General features: G+C 63.8%; 18 protein-coding genes, 1 tRNA gene and 2 pseudogenes. 11 read left to right on the top strand and 10 right to left on the bottom strand.

The features are described from left to right. The first annotated feature begins 68 nt into the window (after window positions 1-68). From OG874_RS33455 to OG874_RS33430, 6 genes are all read left to right on the top strand, one after another. Window positions 69-572 carry a DinB family protein gene (locus OG874_RS33455; protein ID WP_330251069.1) on the top strand — a complete coding sequence of 168 codons (504 nt, stop codon included), beginning with the start codon at window positions 69-71 and terminating at the stop codon, window positions 570-572. 137 nt (window positions 573-709) lie between these two features. Further along, the gene (locus OG874_RS33450; protein ID WP_330251068.1) at window positions 710-1,915 is read left to right on the top strand and encodes a DNA polymerase III subunit delta'; all 1,206 of its coding nucleotides are present in this window, start codon (window positions 710-712) and stop codon (window positions 1,913-1,915) included. 74 nt (window positions 1,916-1,989) lie between these two features. After that, window positions 1,990-2,065 (top strand) — tRNA-Thr (locus OG874_RS33445). A 210-nt stretch (window positions 2,066-2,275) separates the two neighbouring features. Next, on the top strand, window positions 2,276-2,557 hold the full coding sequence (locus OG874_RS33440) for a hypothetical protein (RefSeq protein WP_330251067.1): 282 nt from the start codon (window positions 2,276-2,278) through the stop codon (window positions 2,555-2,557). 400 nt (window positions 2,558-2,957) lie between these two features. After that, window positions 2,958-3,323 (top strand): hypothetical protein, encoded by a 366-nt coding sequence (locus OG874_RS33435; RefSeq protein ID WP_330251066.1) that lies wholly within the window; start codon window positions 2,958-2,960, stop codon window positions 3,321-3,323. A gap of 325 nt (window positions 3,324-3,648) precedes the next feature. Then, complete coding sequence (locus tag OG874_RS33430; RefSeq protein ID WP_330251065.1) at window positions 3,649-4,314, top strand: hypothetical protein; 666 nt, start codon at window positions 3,649-3,651, stop codon at window positions 4,312-4,314. Window positions 4,315-4,347: 33 nt separating this feature from the next. On the opposite strand, the gene OG874_RS33425 is transcribed toward OG874_RS33430, so the two are convergent. Together OG874_RS33425 and OG874_RS33420 are read right to left on the bottom strand one after the other, a co-directional pair. Continuing rightward, complete coding sequence (locus OG874_RS33425; RefSeq protein WP_330251064.1) at window positions 4,348-4,998, bottom strand: cutinase family protein; 651 nt, start codon at window positions 4,996-4,998, stop codon at window positions 4,348-4,350. 832 nt (window positions 4,999-5,830) lie between these two features. Then, a complete protein-coding gene (locus tag OG874_RS33420) occupies window positions 5,831-6,598 on the bottom strand; it encodes a glycosyltransferase (protein ID WP_330251063.1) in 768 nt (255 codons plus the stop codon). 105 nt (window positions 6,599-6,703) lie between these two features. On the opposite strand from OG874_RS33420, the gene OG874_RS33415 reads away from it, so the two are divergent. Together OG874_RS33415 and OG874_RS33410 are read left to right on the top strand one after the other, a co-directional pair. Continuing rightward, window positions 6,704-7,909, top strand: coding sequence for a hypothetical protein (locus OG874_RS33415; protein WP_330251062.1), 1,206 nt, complete (start codon window positions 6,704-6,706; stop codon window positions 7,907-7,909). A gap of 469 nt (window positions 7,910-8,378) precedes the next feature. Then, complete coding sequence (locus OG874_RS33410; protein ID WP_330251061.1) at window positions 8,379-8,522, top strand: hypothetical protein; 144 nt, start codon at window positions 8,379-8,381, stop codon at window positions 8,520-8,522. Between the two features lie 159 nt (window positions 8,523-8,681). On the opposite strand, the pseudogene OG874_RS33405 reads toward OG874_RS33410, so the two are convergent. Then, window positions 8,682-8,981: pseudogene (locus OG874_RS33405) on the bottom strand (alanine dehydrogenase); the annotation flags it as partial. Between the two features lie 15 nt (window positions 8,982-8,996). On the opposite strand from OG874_RS33405, the pseudogene OG874_RS33400 reads away from it, so the two are divergent. Further along, window positions 8,997-9,175 (top strand): annotated as a pseudogene (locus OG874_RS33400) (ArsR family transcriptional regulator); the annotation flags it as partial. Here the strand turns inward: OG874_RS33400 and OG874_RS33395 are convergent. From OG874_RS33395 to OG874_RS33385, 3 genes are all read right to left on the bottom strand, one after another. Next, complete coding sequence (locus tag OG874_RS33395; RefSeq protein ID WP_330251060.1) at window positions 9,109-9,420, bottom strand: hypothetical protein; 312 nt, start codon at window positions 9,418-9,420, stop codon at window positions 9,109-9,111. The pseudogene OG874_RS33400 and the gene OG874_RS33395 overlap by 67 nt on opposite strands. A gap of 218 nt (window positions 9,421-9,638) precedes the next feature. Further along, window positions 9,639-9,959: a type II toxin-antitoxin system PemK/MazF family toxin gene (locus OG874_RS33390; protein ID WP_330251059.1), complete on the bottom strand. Its 321-nt coding sequence runs from the start codon at window positions 9,957-9,959 to the stop codon at window positions 9,639-9,641. Then, a complete protein-coding gene (locus OG874_RS33385; RefSeq protein ID WP_330251058.1) occupies window positions 9,956-10,180 on the bottom strand; it encodes a ribbon-helix-helix protein, CopG family in 225 nt (74 codons plus the stop codon). Before OG874_RS33385 ends, OG874_RS33390 begins: the two co-directional genes overlap by 4 nt. A 683-nt stretch (window positions 10,181-10,863) precedes the next feature. Between OG874_RS33385 and OG874_RS33380 the strand changes: the two genes are divergently transcribed. After that, window positions 10,864-11,067: a hypothetical protein gene (locus OG874_RS33380; protein ID WP_330251057.1), complete on the top strand. Its 204-nt coding sequence runs from the start codon at window positions 10,864-10,866 to the stop codon at window positions 11,065-11,067. A 116-nt stretch (window positions 11,068-11,183) separates the two neighbouring features. Here the strand turns inward: OG874_RS33380 and OG874_RS33375 are convergent, their stop codons facing one another. The 4 genes from OG874_RS33375 to OG874_RS33360 form a co-directional block, all read right to left on the bottom strand. Further along, window positions 11,184-11,921 (bottom strand): DUF6082 family protein, encoded by a 738-nt coding sequence (locus OG874_RS33375; RefSeq protein ID WP_330251056.1) that lies wholly within the window; start codon window positions 11,919-11,921, stop codon window positions 11,184-11,186. 356 nt (window positions 11,922-12,277) lie between these two features. Further along, complete coding sequence (locus tag OG874_RS33370) at window positions 12,278-12,496, bottom strand: hypothetical protein (RefSeq protein WP_330251055.1); 219 nt, start codon at window positions 12,494-12,496, stop codon at window positions 12,278-12,280. A gap of 48 nt (window positions 12,497-12,544) precedes the next feature. Next, window positions 12,545-13,570, bottom strand: coding sequence for a Vgb family protein (locus OG874_RS33365; RefSeq protein ID WP_442943452.1), 1,026 nt, complete (start codon window positions 13,568-13,570; stop codon window positions 12,545-12,547). Window positions 13,571-14,179: 609 nt separating this feature from the next. After that, a complete protein-coding gene (locus tag OG874_RS33360) occupies window positions 14,180-14,830 on the bottom strand; it encodes a helix-turn-helix transcriptional regulator (protein ID WP_330251053.1) in 651 nt (216 codons plus the stop codon). Window positions 14,831-15,526: 696 nt separating this feature from the next. Here OG874_RS33360 and OG874_RS33355 point away from each other — a divergent pair. After that, window positions 15,527-16,360 carry an alpha/beta fold hydrolase gene (locus OG874_RS33355; RefSeq protein ID WP_330251052.1) on the top strand — a complete coding sequence of 278 codons (834 nt, stop codon included), beginning with the start codon at window positions 15,527-15,529 and terminating at the stop codon, window positions 16,358-16,360. Window positions 16,361-16,388 lie beyond the last annotated feature (28 nt).

Here is a 16,388-nt window from a genome sequence, read left to right as displayed (position 1 = left end):
TTCTGCTGGATGCTGCCGAATATGCCGTAGCCTCGCCCCGTATCGACGCTCGACCGCAAAGGGGCACCATGACCATCGACCGGGAACGCGAAGATCTCATCCTCGCCCTCGCCGGCCAGCGCGACCTGTTCCGAATCACGCTGCGCGGCATCGACGATGAGCAGGCGCGGCAGCGCACCACGGTGAGCGAACTGACCCTCGGCGGACTCCTGCATCACATCGTGAACTGTGAGCGGCACTGGGCCACGGTCATCGTCGAACGGGACGAGACCGCCGAGCTGGACGCATCGAAATTCGACGGCGAGTACGTAATGGCGCCTGACGAGACGGTCGCCGGACTACTGGCCACCTGGGATCAGGTCGCCGAAGCAACCGCGAAGCTGATTCGAACCGAGCCCGATCTCAGCACATCCATCCCGACGCCGACCACACCGTGGACGCCCGACCGCGTGTGGTGGACGGTCCGCTTCACGATCCTGCACATCCTGCGCGAAATCACCCACCACAGCGGCCACGCCGACATCCTCCGCGAGGCCCTCGACGGCGCCAACACCACCTACCAGCGAGCTTGATTCGGCGCCGAGACGGGGCGCAGGCTCGGGCTGCATCCCGATCAGTCGAGCTCGCGGTTGATCGGGCCGCCGCTGCCGGTGGGTGTGCGAGGCGGCTCAGCGGGATCGTGTCGGTGGGGGCGGTTAGGGTGTACGGCGTGGCGGGTGTCTTCGATCGGCTGGTCGGCCAGGATGCGGTCGAGTCGGAATTGACGGCTGCCTCGGTTGCCGCTCGTGGGGGGACGGGCAATGGGGCGATGACGCATTCGTGGCTGTTCACCGGACCACCGGGATCGGGGAGATCTGTTGCGGCACTGTGCTTTGCGGCTGCGCTGCAATGCACCGACGAGGGGACGCCGGGGTGTGGGCGTTGCCATGCGTGTACGACCACGATGGCGGGGACGCATGGTGATGTGCGGCGGGTGATTCCGGAGGGGCTGAGCATCAGCACCAAGGAGATGCGCGAGATCGTGCAGATCGCCTCGCGGCGGCCGAGCACTGGTCGGTGGCAGGTGGTGCTCATCGAGGATGCCGATCGGTTGACCGAGGCGGCGGGCAATGTGCTGTTGAAGGTGGTCGAGGAGCCGCCGGATCGGACGGTCTTCCTGCTGTGTGCGCCGTCGGTCGATCCGGAGGACATCTCAGTGACACTGCGGTCGCGCTGTCGGCATGTGCATCTGGTGACGCCCTCGGTGCCCGCCATCGCGCAGGTACTGCGGGAGCGCGACGAGCTCGATGAGAAGACCGCCACGTGGGCGGCCTCGGTGAGCGGCGGTCACGTCGGGCGGGCCCGGCGACTGGCTACCGACGAAGAGGCTCGGGCCCGCCGCCAGCGGGCGTTGGCGCTGGTGTCCGCGGTTACGCGGCCGGGTGCGGCCTATGCGGCGGCCGACGAATTGGTGAAGTCCGCCGACGACGAGGCCAAGCAGATGAGCGCGGCCCGTGACGAACGGGAACGCGACGAGTTGGCAACCGCACTCGGAGCGGGCGGCACCGGCAAAGGCGCCGCGGGTGCGACGCGCGGCTCGGCCGGTGTGCTCAAGGATTTGGAGCGCAGGCAGAAATCCCGTGCCACCCGCACCGGTCGAGATGCGCTGGACCGTGCCCTCATCGACGTCGCAGGCGTCTACCGTGACGCGCTCGCCATCCGTTTCGGTGCCGCCCGCAACGGTTCCGGCGTCGCCCTCACCCACCCCGATATGTCCGACCAGATCCACGACCTCGCCGACCGAGTTCGCCCCGAGGGCCTGCTCCGCTCCATCGAGGCCGTCCTCGCCTGCCGCGAAGCCCTCGACATCAACGTCAAACCTCGCTTCGCCCTCGCCGCTATGGTCGCCACCCTCATGTCCGCCCAATCCGCCTGACGATCGGCGCCGGGTGACCACCCGTTTTCGCGATCCGCCCATCGAGACGATAGACTCGCGAAGCCGAAAGGCACGCCGCCTTAGCTCAGTCGGTAGAGCGCTTCACTCGTAATGAAAAGGTCGGGGGTTCGATTCCCCCAGGCGGCTCCATTTTCCCAGGTCATAGGCTATTTCGGTGATCTGCGTACGTTGCACGGGATACCCAGTGTGCCAAGGGTGTGCCAACGGGTGGGAAGAGTCGCCTCGATTTGGGGGAGCGCGCAGGCGCTGACGGGCTGAATGTATGCGTGTTGGGTGGTACTGTCTGGCACATTCGGTGTGTCAGCGGCCGGGAGAGTCCCACGACCCCATGGCCCGTCCGTGGTAGTGGTCGCGGACCAGGACAACGCCATCCATGCCTGGGATGCCGGGGCCGAAACAACGCTATGGAAACCGGTGCGATGCACCGGCACCGCCCGCATCACCGCGGTGGACATCGGATGGATCACAGATCGGCGACCCCTGCTGATCGTCGGTGACCAGGACGATACGGTGCGCGTCATCGATCCGCCGCGCCAACGGACGCTGCTCGAAATCCGGCGACGATCGACCCCCCACGTCCGTCGCGATGTGCGCGGACCTCATCTGCGTCCGCGACGATGACGGACTAGTGGTACTCCGCACCGCGACAGCCGATTCCCCTGATCACGAGCCGCGGCTCGTGATGGGCAACACGCTGGGCACTTCGGCGGCACAACGCGAACCGAAATTCGTTCTGTCACTGAATCTTTCTTAGACCACTACCGATTGACAGGCGCCACCGAACAGTCATCGCGGGCAGTATCACTGTCGGTTCTCCCAAGCCGGTTGTGACTGTTCGCGATCAGAGGTTGTATGGGAGTCGTCCGATCCCGCTACCGTGATGGCACACGCATTTTGAGGGCGACGACGATGACCACGGGGGCGCGCCGCCGCGCGGGCCGCTCTGATCCATCCATCGTCGACGGCTCATATCGAATGCTGTGGCCGCTGGCATGCCCAGACGGAGTTCTGCCTCGCGTCGATGGCCCGACCCAGCGAGGTCGGCGCCTTGACCGTGGGTGATGTCAATAGGGATACCGGTGGGGTGCGGATCAATAAGGCGTTCAAGTACACCGACACTGGGTGGCGGTTGGGTCCGCCGAAGACCAAGCGGGGTGTGCGGACGGTGAACGTCCCGTTCGAGACCCTCGAGTTGTTGGATCTGGATCGCCCGCACGACGCGCTGTTATTCCACACCCGTCGTGGTACTCCGATTCGTGCGGCGTACTTCTATCAGGAAGCGCTTCTGCCCGCCCTGCGTGAGCTGGTCGAGGTCGACGATCGCGGCAACATCGTGGTCGACCGGCTAGCGGGTAAGGTTGATCGCCGCGACGACAGCGTCTTGTGAGATCCTTCAGCGCCACACGCACACCATAAGCAAGACCGCCGATAGGTATCAGTTGGAGGCTCCTAGGAGGTGTGGGCGATGTCCATCATGCCGATTACGGAATAGCGCGTCGACAAGGGGTTTTCGTGCTGCTTCACCTCGAACAGCACTGAGCAGTTGAGAACACCAGAGAGTGCCACCGGTTACTGTGCCTCCAAGCGTTGGGCGCACAATGTGGATGGTTCCGTCTGTCATTCGTGACGGCGGTGTTCGTTTGGTGCAGTCGCTCGTCCGGTATCACCCAGGGCGACAACAACATTGGTGGAGGCCAATATCGTGGCCCGCCGTGGATCTGCTCCAAGATCTCGATGCTTCCGATGCGGTGAAACTCACCGTCGCGACGTGTCTTCTCCATCTCGCGGCACAGGGTCGGCCGCGGAAGTTCGGACAGCAACTCGGCGTTCTCTTCGCCTATCCCAACGGCAGAGGCGCGGCTGCCAAGCTGCACGCCGAACTGATCCCGGACGGCCCCAGTGGGCTTGTCCCGGATCGCCGCCGGATGAGCCTGTTCGCCGCCGACACCACATTTGCAGAACAACTGCGGCGCGCCTGGGTACGGACCGCGGTCGACACCGCAGGCGGTGCGGTGCTCTGGTCCCTCAACAGCGAGCGCGGTCCCGTGCCCTACGTCGTGGACGGCCCGCTCGGTGCAGCTTTCGCCGTGGTGCTCAACGAGATTCGGCGGGCCTCAGGGCCGCGGGGCAGCCTGCGCGTGCGGCGGCTGCAATCGGAGACCTTCGTCACCGGGCGGATCGGCAGCCGCGACGAGCTCGCGGCTGTCGACGGATACCAGGCCAAGCTGCCGACCGCCGACACCGGTCGGGTGATCGTGCCGATCGGTGACCTCGACACCGCCGACCCCGGCCTGCGGGAGATTCGCCGTGTCCGTACCAGGGTTTGGACTCGTTCATCGTGGACGATGCCCGGCTCTTCTTCGGGCGCGAGGAATTGACCGCGATGGCGGCACGCGGAGCCCGGCCGAATGCTAGAAACGCGCGGCGCTGAATCCCACTGCGGCACCGATGAAATCGCTGTAGTGGGCATGCGCCTCGGGGTCGGTGCCGCCGCCACAGACCGGGTCACCGGCCGCGCAGAAATCGGCGGTGCGGTCCAGGTACTGGTCGGGAACGCTCCACCCGATCAGACGCAGCGGGTCACCGAAGAGCAGTACGACGGCCACGCGGTCGACGAGATCGCCGGGCAGCTGCACCACGCCCGGAAGTCCGGCGACGATACCGGTGCCGAGTGCTGCGTGTACCACGCCCGCGCCCAGCGAGTAGCCGACCAGGATGAACTCCTCGTCCGGGCATGCCACGGCTTGATCAGCGACGTGTGCGACCAGATCGGCGCTACCCGTACCCACCGACGACGGATCCGTCGGATTCGCAGGGTAGTTCACCGGATACGCAACCACGCTCACCGGGAGCGCCGCACGCAGCGCGACATACAGTGGATCACCGACGAAGTTTCCGAGGTACCCGGGTTCCTGGGTCCCCCTGGCCACCACCAAATCCACCGCGGCACACGATTGTGCCGCCGCGTGCGGACCGATCACCGCACTCGCTGCGGTCAGTAAGACCGCGAATGCCGATGCCATCCGCCACTTGTTGAACAGAACCACCTTTCGGTCGCCCATTTTCCTCACCTCTCACGCCGTTGTGAGAAGTGCTTCCTCGGCCCTCACGTCATTGTGAGGCGTTCGAGTGACACTTGTCAAAGACAATTCTCAATGTACTCCGCTACGAGCCGCAAGGCGCGGCGACAGCCGTGGGCCGTCCAGAACGCGCGTCGGGTCGCAACACGAAGTCTGGATCGATTTGTGCGACCGGGTCTGCGTCCGCCCATGCTTCGGCGTTGCTGCGTAGCCGAAACCGGCCCATTGCCACCACATTTCGGCCAGCTGGTAGCGGCCGATTCGCGACGTGTCCGTCCGAAATCCGGGGAGTCCGGACCATGATCGAACGTGGTGTACCTGCCGATGTGGCGCGCGTGCTTCAGTCGACGCCGCTGCCGGGGGAAGTGGTTCGCGGTCCGGAGCCGCACAATGGGACAACACGGGCAGGTCGGGAAGCACGCGGCCGGGACGAACGCGGGATCGAACGCACTCGGTGGTGAGACAATTGACCACCACGGCTCGGTCGACGAGAGAACCCCACTTGGGCGCTTGCCGACCACAAAGTCGTCTGAGACGGTCGCGCGCCGCAGGGGCAGGGGCGCTCGCGCATTGGATGCGAAGGTTTGGACCGTGTCCGTTTCACTGGATTGTTCATTGAGCCAGTCCTCTGATGGACATCACGAATCTTTTGAGAGTGGGGGCCGAATGGCATCGGGCAGGTCGCGCCGATGAATCTCGATGCATTTGGCCCGGCGGGTTCGGGCATCGGGTGCTGTGGCGGCGTGCTTGGGCCACCAACGGCCCGCATTCGGCGTTTGTGCACCACGATCGGATGTGGCGTAGGCATGAGCCATTATCGCTGGGGGTATCGCGGATGCCATGAGGGTCCGGCGAGTAGTAGTGCCGCGCGATTGCGAATTAGCGTAATTTGCTCCCCCCCCCCCTCGAAGCTGGACGTTTTTGTGGAACGCTGAGCAAGGTGTTTGCGGTAGCGCAGTGTGACGGTGTCGATGGCGATGCCGGGAGCCATTGCGGATGCGGACATGAGTAATCCGGTGTCCTCCATGTTGTGTATCGCGGTCCAGCCGCCTGCCATGAGGAGCAGTTCACGCCGCCACATCACGCCTGCCGGGTGGATGGGTAGGCGATATTCGTGTGGTTCGGTGATCCAGGAGTCAACGAGCGCGCCCCGGGGAATGGGACCGGGTGGGAAGGAGAGAGGAAACTCGATCAGGTCGCCGGAGGCCAGCAGGTCGCGGGCCGGGCCGACGGCGAATCCTGCTTCGGGATGGGCAGTCAGGGCCGTGGCCAGCGAGCGTAGCGCGGTCGGTTCGAGTTCGTCGTCGGCGTCGAGGTTTTGGATCAGTGGTGCGCTCGCGCGGCCGAGTGCGATATTGCGGGTGACGGCGGGGCCTTCGCGAGTTCCGTTGACTGCGAGGGTGACTCGTGAGTCGGTGGTGGCACCGCAGTCCTGCAGCGGGCCGAGCACATCAGCGGCGGTGCCGTCGGCTTGGATGAGCCAGTGCCAGTCGGGGTGGGTTTGGGCACGTAGCGAGCGCCAGGCATCGGGGAGGAACCGGGCGTAGGCGCCGTGTACTGCTGTCACGACCTCTACCCGCATGGCGGCAAGTGTGCCAGATCCCGACGAGTGCGCCTGTGGTGTGGTAGGTAGTGGGCAGGATCGTTCGGATCTCGTTGGGAGGCAGGGGAGATTATGGATCATGCGGTGATCGAGTCCGCGCTCGGTGCGTTGCGTGGGTCGTCGTCTCGTGACCTGGATCGGGACTGTGATGTCTACGCGCGCGGCTACATCCGGGAGCGTATCGAGCCGCAGTTCGTCGTCGGTTCCGCCGATTTCGACACTGATCCGTATCTGATCTGCGCGGATCGTTACTGGAATTTGCGGTTCCGAGAGCAGCCGACTTTGCATACCGCCGCAGAGTGCGCGGCGTGGCTGGGTGTGCATGTCGCGGCGGGGTTTCAGGCGGCGGTGCGGGAGAAGTGGGCGCTGGGTTATGGCTTCATCACCCGCGACTCGGTAGAGTCCGCCGGTGAGATCGCCGATACCACCGCTGATGTGATCGCCGGGCACGATAGTGATTGCAGCCGTGCGTTTTTCGCGACCCTCTACCACTCGGGAAAGCTGCGCGCGAACCTCTGCTTCGACGAGCTTCACCAATTCCTGGAATCATCTCCGCTGGCGTTGGCTGCTGGATCGCATCGTGATGCCCCGCTGTTCACCGCGTTGCGGGCCTTCGCCGCATTCGGTAGCCGTCAGGTCACCGAGCGGTATGCGCGCACCCTGTTCGACCAGGCGTGGCAGGCGCCGGGACGGACTCGAGCGACGGTTGATGTCGTCCTCAACGGGTTGGCGGTGAGTGTGCCGTTCGAGGAGCAGGGTGAGTTGCTGCGCACCACGGCGGCCGAGGCGCTGACCGCGTACCCGGGTGATTTCATGTTCTACTACCGCCTGGCCACCGGTCAGTTCCTGTGCGGCGACCACGATGGCGCACTGGAAAGTATCGACCAGGCGTTGGACCGCCTGCCCGCGGTCGGCTGGCGCGGAAGCCACGAACTGCTGCTCGAACAATTCACCAACCAACGCCTCGTCATCCTGAACGGTCGCACCATCGCGCGCCATGCCGCTGCCCAGCAGGATCGAATCGACCGGCATGAACAGGCGCTAGCCGGTGTCCTCGGCTCGGTGCGACGCTCGATGATCCAAGCGGTGGAGTTGGTGACGCTGTTCGCCGCGATCATCGCCTTCGCGGTCGGCTCACTGAATATCACGTTGAACGGGAATCTTGGCGTGGGCGACCGGGTCCAGATCCTGTTGGTCTTCGGCGGTGCACTGATGCTGTTCGCCCTGCTCGTAGTCGGCGGGGTCTGGTTGATCGCTCGGCGGCTATCGGGCCCGGACCTCGAACCCTGACCAGCGGCGCCCGCCGCTCGGTCATAGACCTCCGTGTCGTCTCATGGACTCGCGGTGGCAGAAGGTAGTGCATGGCGTGAGCTTCGAAAGCCGCCTGGACTACGTCGATGGGTTCGTTGTTCACGACGCGTGGAACGTATAGGCGCGCAGCGCCGTTCGGGCGCGCCTATTGCCACTATGGTGTTTGTTCACCCTTGGGACGACTCTTTGATGTTCATCTTCGACGGGGGTCGCCTATCCGCCGACCAGGTTGCGGCACTCCGGATCGCAGATGGCGAACTCGACACCTACGAGTTCTGCGATTTGGAGCAAGCGCAACAACGGCGGCGTCCCTATGTCTGGGATCGGGTGGCCGTTGCTCTACAAGCTCGGACGGACAGCGGTGTCGCGTACCTCCATGACGGACAGCTGAACCCGGGCAGTAGTGACTCCGACGAACACCCGCGAGATCAGCGAGGAGGCACCCGTCATGGCAACCAATCATGTTCAGGAACAGCACTTCTGGATCAGCTGGTGGGGGACCTCGTATGTGGAAGGCATCGAGGCGCATAGCCCGCGGCTGATCGACGCTACCGATAGGCCGAGGGTCGGCGAAAGCGTGATGGTGACCTAATGCCTGTTCTATCGCCGGTCAGAACTGTTGTACAACAAGCCCGTTGAGTTCGAATCCTGGCTGGTCGTGATCATGCCCGGCCGATCCATGGCGTGCAACAGCGGACGACACGAAAAGCGCTGTTGTATCGGGACGGTGAATGCTGGTGCACCAGCCCGGTCAGACGACCGCGTACGGGTAGGCCGCAGCGCGTCCCTGGAACGAGAGGATCCGTAGGTTCTGGACCCGGCCCTCGCGAATCTCGATCGCGCGCCGAATCGTCTCGTTGCCGTCCCATCCGTCGGGACCGGACATAACGATCGGCAGGTACTCCAGCAGTGCCTCGGAGTTCTCCCAGGTGGCGGAGTTCCACAGGTATGAGGGGGTGTGGTCGACGCCGTAATAGTGCAGGTCCTCGCCGAGGCTGAACATCGGGTCCGCGAACGAGGTCGGACGGGCCCATTCGAAGCCCATGCCCTCGTAATACCGAGGAAAACCGGCGATCTCGCTGGCGTGGTCGGACTGGCCGAGTCGACGGTGAGCACCACCTCGGTCAGCTGAAGAAAGCCGGTCTGATCGAGTCCGAACGCAGGGGCATGAACACCTATCACCGCGCCCTCCGTGAGGCGCTGTCAGCGCTGTGCCTGGTCTTCGACCCCAACTGCCGCCGGTAGAACTGCAGCCGACACGGCCGCAGCAGGCGGCAGATCATGTCGACGATCCGCTCTATCGGACGGTGTCGCGACGTGACGGTGAGGATGCCGATTCGGGTCCAGATGGCGCCGATGAGCATGTCGAAGACGTCGTCGGCATCCACGGTGGCGTCGATACTTCCGGGTAGAGCGGTGCGCAGGATATTGCGGAACTGCGGCAGAACGTGCGCGCTCGGGCCGAGCCGACGCCACCCTGGGGGCGCCACGCGACATCTGCGAGCACTGGTCAACGATCGCCTGCTGACAAGCCGCGTGCCTGCGTCTGCGCCTGCTCGGCCGTTCCGGACGCTCTGGAAAGGAAGCTTCCGCAGCTTCGAGCCGCGTGGGAGTACGAACTGCTGACTGACTGGCCATCGGTCCCCTTTGCCTCGAAGGGGCAAGGCCGATTCGGCCGAGAGCGATCGGGGCGGTTGGGCCAGATGAGCTATAGCAGGCCGAGTTTCAGCATGAGGGCGCGGTCTAGTTCGGCTATCTCGTTACCGTCGAGGCTGCCTTTGAAGTCGCCGAGGCGTTCGGGTGACACCGTGTAGAGCTGGTCGGCGAGGATGCGGGTCTTGGTGCCGTCGAATTCGATTTCGGGTCGGTACACAGCCGGTCCGGCGCTGGTGGATGTCATGGCGACTATCACGGTGCTGGATGCGAACCGATCGGATTGGATGATGACGGCGTAGCGGCGGCCCTGCTGTTCGTGCCCACGTGCGCCGGGGAGAGCCTTGATCTCGTAGATCGCTCCCCGGAAGATCACGCCACGCCCATGAACCGCTGGATTGCCAGCATCTCGGCCTGGTCGTCGGGGTCGTCTGCGAGTCGCTGCGCATCGGCGTTGGCCTGCTGCAATAGCAGTTGCTTGTAGGTTTGCAGCAGGGCGTAGCGGACAGCTTCGGACCGGGAAGAGTGACGTGCCGCAGTAAGTTCCACCAGCGCTTTTTCCATCGCGTCATCGGTTCGTACGTTCAGGGTTCCCATATCTCCAGTGTAACGCAATTTGTGTTACAGCCTTGTGTGGTCGTAGCAATCCGATATCTAGCGCTGACCATCCAAGGCGGTGGCTGAGGGTAGGTCAGGGGCCGTTTCACCGTGCCGCCAGTGTGCCAAGACGGGCAGGTACCGGCCGAACGCAGCGACACCAGCGGGACATGAAAAGCCGCTGACCTGGACTGGACGATGCTAGCTGGACACCAAAGCCCGCCTCCGGGGTCACTCGTAATGAAAAGGTCGGGGGTTCGATTCCCCCAGGCGGCTCCAATCCAAGGGCCTCTGACATGCGGAAGCGTGTGCAGGGGCCTTTCTGGTATCCGACGCAGATTCGATATACGTGCAGTGTGCGTGTCGGCGTTACCGAAGAGGAACATGCGCGGAGACGTCACGAGCGTCTTGAAGGCCTGCTACGCGCGTTCGGGTTGTATGTGTCGCGAATGACCGCCGCCCAGGTTGGTTCCCGTGTCTAGTACCTGGAACAGTGGGATGGCTGACTCAGGTTCAGATGCTGTCAAGGTTTCGATGATCGCTGAGACCGTCGAACCAGCGAATGAACTCGACGGTTGTGCCCCACCCGGAGCGAATCCGGTCATGGATCGCGCGCTGGTCATGGCCCGCGGACGTGGTCGCTGGTAACCAAACCTGTCGGTCTGTTCAGCTAGTCTGCGCGCGTGGCAATCGAAGAAGGCTCCCTAGTTCACCTCGTCGCAGGTGGCGTCGACGTGTTCCGCGTGCTCGAGATCGGCGTCGACGGCGACCTGAGCCGCGCGCTCGTCGAGGCGGTGGGTGAATCACGGCCGGGCATCTACCCTTGGTCCACCGATATCGCGCGACTCGTGCCCGCCGACCAGCCGCCAGCTGTCGAGACCGACTAGCTGGGGTGCCTGCCGGGCGCGATTGTGGCTCGTCGGCCTACGGAAGCCGAACCCCGGCGAATCCGGACAGGGCCCCAGGACGGCGGCTGGGTCGTGTAGCAGTTCTTGGAACAACTTCACCGCTCAAAGCGGCTGAGGCTCGCTCTCGAGATCGCGACGCCGAGCGCGACGCCAGCGCCGAGAGTGGTGAGGGCGACGCGGCCGGGCGTGAGCCAGTTGGTTCGTTCGTGGGAACTGGGCGGTTCCTGGGGAACGGCTGTCTGTTGTGAGGCGCGGATCGAAGCCCACGTAATCGGCGGCGGTCCGGTGGCTACGGCCCTTTGATATTCGTCGTCGACGATGCGTTTGAAGGCCCGCGTCCGGCGGTTGTAACTCGACGTCACCCCCCATAGTGGCTCTGTTTGAGTCCAGTAGTCGCGACCGATCTCGCTACTGAATAGAGTGCCGAGCACATCGTCTCGTAGCGACTGTTCGCTGACCACGCCAACTTCATAGCCCATCAGGCCGTACCGCATCCACGTGGCGGTGTAATAGAACTGGCGAGCCTCGATTCCAGGTGGTTCAACAAGCTTGCCGATACACGGCGCGTAGATCGTCGGGTCTTCCAGCGCGATTCGGTTCAAGTCCAGGTGGTAGCGGCGTACCGTCTCGAATCGGCCCGCCTTGAACTGTTGGGCCTGTATGAACAGGGAAGCCGCAACTCCGCAGAGAGCGAGTGTCGACACGATTGTCGATGTCGCCCCGTAGGTTTGGCTGACTTCGCGCAGTCGGCCCCAGTCCACGCCGTCTGGCGTCGGCAGCAGCAGAAGCAGAAGCGGCGACAAGAGCACCGCAACCACGCCGGTGACGACCATCGCGCCGAGGGCAATATGTCGAGTACTCCTGTGATCCAGCCAACCGACACCCCGGCGAAGCCAGACGTGCCGACGGGAGCTGATGCTCATCTGTAGGTCCCCCAACCGCCGACCCCGGTTGGTCCCGGTAGTCCGAATCTCCAGGTTATCGCAGGGATTTCGTGCGTGGTGACAAAAGGCGCGGCGGCCGCACTACCGGTCGGTTCGCCGACCACAGCGTTCACGCACGAAGGCCCCGCTCTTGACCGTTTGATTCCGCGCGTCGCAGCGGCTCGAGGTCGGAGGCCGGTTCTGCTCCGTCGAGGATGGTGTTCGGCATTCTCAGTGTGCCAATGCTCGAGAGCGTTGGCTTCGGGTCATTCGAAGAGCGCGGCTCCGGCGGCTTTCAGGTCGTCGGGTTGTGCGTCGCTGTAGATGGATAGTGAGATTGCGTGGCCGTGCCAGGCGGCGACGATGTGTGGGGGCATGCCGCGTGCGAGCATGAGTGATACCGAGGTGTTGCGAAGGTGCTCGAGCAGCAGGACGTCGGATAGTCGGGTCGCGACGAGCACGACATCATTGCGCCCCGCTCGCACGCCCCGATAAAACCCGATCCAAGAAGGCACAAGAAATAGGTCGGGCCGTCATGACGGCGCGTGCGGGAACCCGGGGTCGGCTCCCCATGAATTGACCCACAGACGGGCGATCTTCCCATTGAGTAGCTCCGGCACCCAGATTGCTCCGTCTGGGCCGAGTTTGATTTCGTCGGGGAATGACTGCGGGGACGGGATCGGGTACTCGGCGATGGTGCTCATCGTGCTCGGGTCGATGCGGGCGATCTTGCCGCCGATGCTCTCATCGGTGTACAGGTCCCCATCCACCCCCCGCGCCAGCCCGATGGGTACCGACGCCGCTGTCGGCAGGGGTACCTGGCTGAACTCTCCGCTGCGTGGATCGAAACGGCCAATCGCGTTGACCCCGGATTCGGTGAACCAGATGCTGCCTTCGTAGGAGCGGACGACAAACGGCAGGCTGTTAGGGGTCGGGATAGGATATTCCTGCATGGCGTTGGTGGCGTAGTCCATGGACAAGAGTTTGTTGCCTGCCATCTCGACGAACCAGTGCGCACCATCCTGGCCAGCAGTTCCGCCGATGAGCCCGGAAATTGGTGTCGGCACTGGAAATTCATCGACCTTGTGGGTGGCGACGTCGACTTTGGCTACCTTGTTTGCCGCGGTTTCGGTGATGTAGATATTCCCGTCGGCGCCGGTGGCCAGGCTCATCGGCAGTGCCAGCGGAGTGGGGAGGCTAATTTCGTGAATTCCGTCCGGTGATATCGGATCGATCCAGCCAACCGAGTTGTTGTACTGATCGTTGAACCACAGTTTTCCATCGCCGCCGAGGGCAATGTCACACGGTCCCGCCGAAAGCAGGCCGGGTAGTTCAACAGTGATATTCATCTCGGGTAGTGTCACAGGCGGCAGCTGGATCTTCACGATGTTCCCGGTCTCGAGGTCGATCCGGCCGAGAACTCGCGCCTCCTGCTCGATCTCCCACAGGTATCTGTTCGAGATGCCCTGCACATTGCACGGCTCCGCCAGGGTGCTCGTGACCGCGTACTCGACGAGTGTGTACCCGTCGCCGCTGATGTCGGCGGAGGCCGACGGCATGGCAGAACCGAAGAGCACGATAATAGTTGTTGCGGCGGCTTTGGAAGTCCACCGGGGATTGATCCGTAAAGTACTCATCCGTGTTTCCCTCAGTTCACTATGTACGGCTTTACGCGGCGTCGGAAGGCCCGAGCCCGGTGGACTGTGACGTCAGTCCCGAGATTTGATACCGGCACCTACTCCTGAATTGCTTCCGGTGTAACCCCGGTTCGTATGCGTTGACCGGTCGCGCCTGTGCGGCCCATGCCTACTGGGCTGTGGGCGCCGAGAGCGAATCGGTTGCGCATCTCGCGGTAGATGCGGTGCGGATCCGAGGCGAGCCCGGGGGAATGCAGCGATATACGTGGACCATCGGTGTAGACCGGTGAACCATGTGCGACCGGACAGATTTCGGTGTGTGCCGAGGACTGCGGTGAGCTCAACAAATAACTCCATACGCTGGAACAGACATCCGACCCAGTGGGCGAGCCAACGTGGGCTGATGGATCGCCCTCTTAGTGTGATCGAGGATGCTCATCGGATTGTCGATACACGGATTCCCTGCCCCGCAACGGAATCCAGAAGCACAATTCCTTAACTCGAAACAGGCAATGCGAGCGCCAGGCTCATTCAGTCCGGCAGCGTTACCGCGCTCGAACTGTCGGCCGACTCGGCCCATCGACGCTTCCGGAAGTCGCGTGGTGTTTCGCCATAGCGAACCTTGAACGCGGTGGAGAACCAGTTCACGGTGAATCCACTGCGCGCGGCCACCTCGCTGATCGCAATCGCCAGCGGTCCCTGCTGCTCCAACATGCCGCGGGCCGCACGCATCGCCTCGTCTTGGCGTACCGCACGGTATGTGGTGCCTGCTTGCTCCAACGCCAACCGCAACTGCCGAGGCGACCAGCCGAGCGCTCGCGCAACTGCGGGCAACCGAAGGTCGGCGACACCGACATTCTCCCGCACGTAGCGCCGAATGACCTCCGTAGTCTCGGCCAGATGAGCCCGCTGTGGGGACATGTCGCCCATGGCCATCATGCACAACAGTTCGCTGACGCGGTCACAGACCGCATTGAACTCGCGATCGGTCAGAGCCGATTGTTCGGCATGGACATCGCGGATGATCCCCTGCACGACTCGCCCCAGGCCACAACCCATGTCGAACACCACTCGGCGGGGCTCATCAAGCGGCACTCGGTGATCGATCTCGTCCCGCGGGACTTTGAGGACAAGTGCCGTCGAAGCCGGGAGATACACCTGACACACCTGGTCCAGACCCACCAGCGCAGCGTGGCGCGGCGGGACGTGCGTTAGGGCATCGCTCTTATGAACAGCGAATATCCCCTGTTCAGGAAAGACTATCCAATAGAAGTCGTCACCGGGAACCTTCCGCACAAGCGATGGCGTGCGTAGTGCGACCCGGTCTCCCCGCTGATCCCACCGCAACACGTTGTATGCGGTCGTTTCTTGAACGGTCAGACGAGCCCACCAGCTGTGGGGATCGCGATACCGCTGAGCCATCGGAACGAAACTGTCACAGAGTTCAGTCCAAGTCTCTACATCGTCCACCGTCAGCTCGGAATACCTCATAGTGACACCTCGTCCGATTCTGAACGACATCCAGCGTTTACGTCACGCCTGGCAGGATCGTCCAGGCACTCTCACGAGAATCCCACAAATAGTGAATCCGCACCGATCAGTGACACCTCGGAAAATCGCGGCGATCGGCTACGACACACCGAGTTGGGGTACGCCTGCTCGCCGTCATTCCGAACGGTTTCCCCTGCGGAAGCGCGAGTGGCCATCATGGGCCGACGCCACCGAGCGAGCACGCCACCTGGCCGGACCGGTACGACCTCATGGCACTGGGCGCGTCCTGAAGGAGTGACTTCCCAGCCGTGACGGTACGCGGATCGGAAACCTCGAATAGATTGCCGACCAGCCCGCGGTCGCGCGGACCACTGTCACCTCGAGCCGATGATCGAAAAGGAGTTGGCGCACATGTTCCTTGCCCACGAGGGCGTGGACCTTGCTTACGATGTGCGCGGATCCGGGCAAGCGTTGCTGCTGATTCACGGGTCGGGTGTACCGGCCGCGATCTGGGGTCGGACTATCGATGACCTGACGACGGACGGACACCGCGTCATTGCCTATGATCGGCGCGGCTATGGCGCGTCGACGCACGCGCCGGTGCGCGACTACCGCCGCCACGTGGCCGATGCGGTTTTCCTGCTCGAGCAGGTGGCCGCGGGCCCGGCCAGCGTGGTCGGCTGGAGTTCGGGCGGCAATATCGCGCTGGCGCTGACCGCCGACCGTCCCGACCTGGTGCAGCGGCTGATCGTGGTGGAGCCGCCGCTGCACGGTCTGCGGCATCCGACGGCAGGTTCGCTGGGCATGATCGGACGGGCCAAATGGGCCCAGCTACGCGGGAAGCCCGAAAAGAGCGCCGAGATCTTCTTCCGCGTTGTGGCCGGCGAGGCGTCGTTCCAGGCGCTGTCCGAACACCAACAGAACATGATCCGTGCCCACGCGAGCAACATCTTGGCCGAACTCGACCCACATCCGTTCGGTGCGATGTTCGAGCACTTCCCGATGCGCAGGATCAAGGACATCGAGGTCCCCGTGACCTTCCTGATCGGCGCGAACAGCAACGTCTTCTTCCACAAGGTGCACCGGCGGATCACCGGCGCCGTGCCATCGATCCGCACCGAGGTGATTCCCGGCGCGGGCCACCTTGTGCACATCGAGGCCCCGGATGCCTTCACCGCCGCGATCCGCACGGCGATGTCGGACCACCACAGCGGCCGGTGATGGCCTGGAACAACGTTCCTGACCGCCG

The sequence above is a fragment of the Nocardia sp. NBC_00565 genome, assembly GCF_036345915.1.
Lineage (GTDB): Bacteria > Actinomycetota > Actinomycetes > Mycobacteriales > Mycobacteriaceae > Nocardia.
This window is presented reverse-complemented; position numbering and strand designations above follow the sequence as displayed.

Excerpts from the sequence above, each read along its gene's own strand:
- OG874_RS33455 (WP_330251069.1), top strand. The coding sequence starts at position 69 with ATGACCATCGACCGGGAACGCGAAGATCTCATCCTCGCCCTCGCCGGC.
- OG874_RS33435 (WP_330251066.1), top strand. The coding sequence starts at position 2,958 with ATGGCCCGACCCAGCGAGGTCGGCGCCTTGACCGTGGGTGATGTCAAT.
- OG874_RS33425 (WP_330251064.1), bottom strand. The coding sequence starts at position 4,998 with ATGGGCGACCGAAAGGTGGTTCTGTTCAACAAGTGGCGGATGGCATCG.
- OG874_RS33420 (WP_330251063.1), bottom strand. The coding sequence starts at position 6,598 with ATGCGGGTAGAGGTCGTGACAGCAGTACACGGCGCCTACGCCCGGTTC.
- OG874_RS33410 (WP_330251061.1), top strand. The coding sequence starts at position 8,379 with ATGGCAACCAATCATGTTCAGGAACAGCACTTCTGGATCAGCTGGTGG.
- OG874_RS33385 (WP_330251058.1), bottom strand. The coding sequence starts at position 10,180 with ATGGGAACCCTGAACGTACGAACCGATGACGCGATGGAAAAAGCGCTG.
- OG874_RS33375 (WP_330251056.1), bottom strand. The coding sequence starts at position 11,921 with ATGGTCGTCACCGGCGTGGTTGCGGTGCTCTTGTCGCCGCTTCTGCTT.
- OG874_RS33365 (WP_442943452.1), bottom strand. The coding sequence starts at position 13,570 with ATGCCGTCGGCCTCCGCCGACATCAGCGGCGACGGGTACACACTCGTC.
- OG874_RS33355 (WP_330251052.1), top strand. The coding sequence starts at position 15,527 with ATGATCGAAAAGGAGTTGGCGCACATGTTCCTTGCCCACGAGGGCGTG.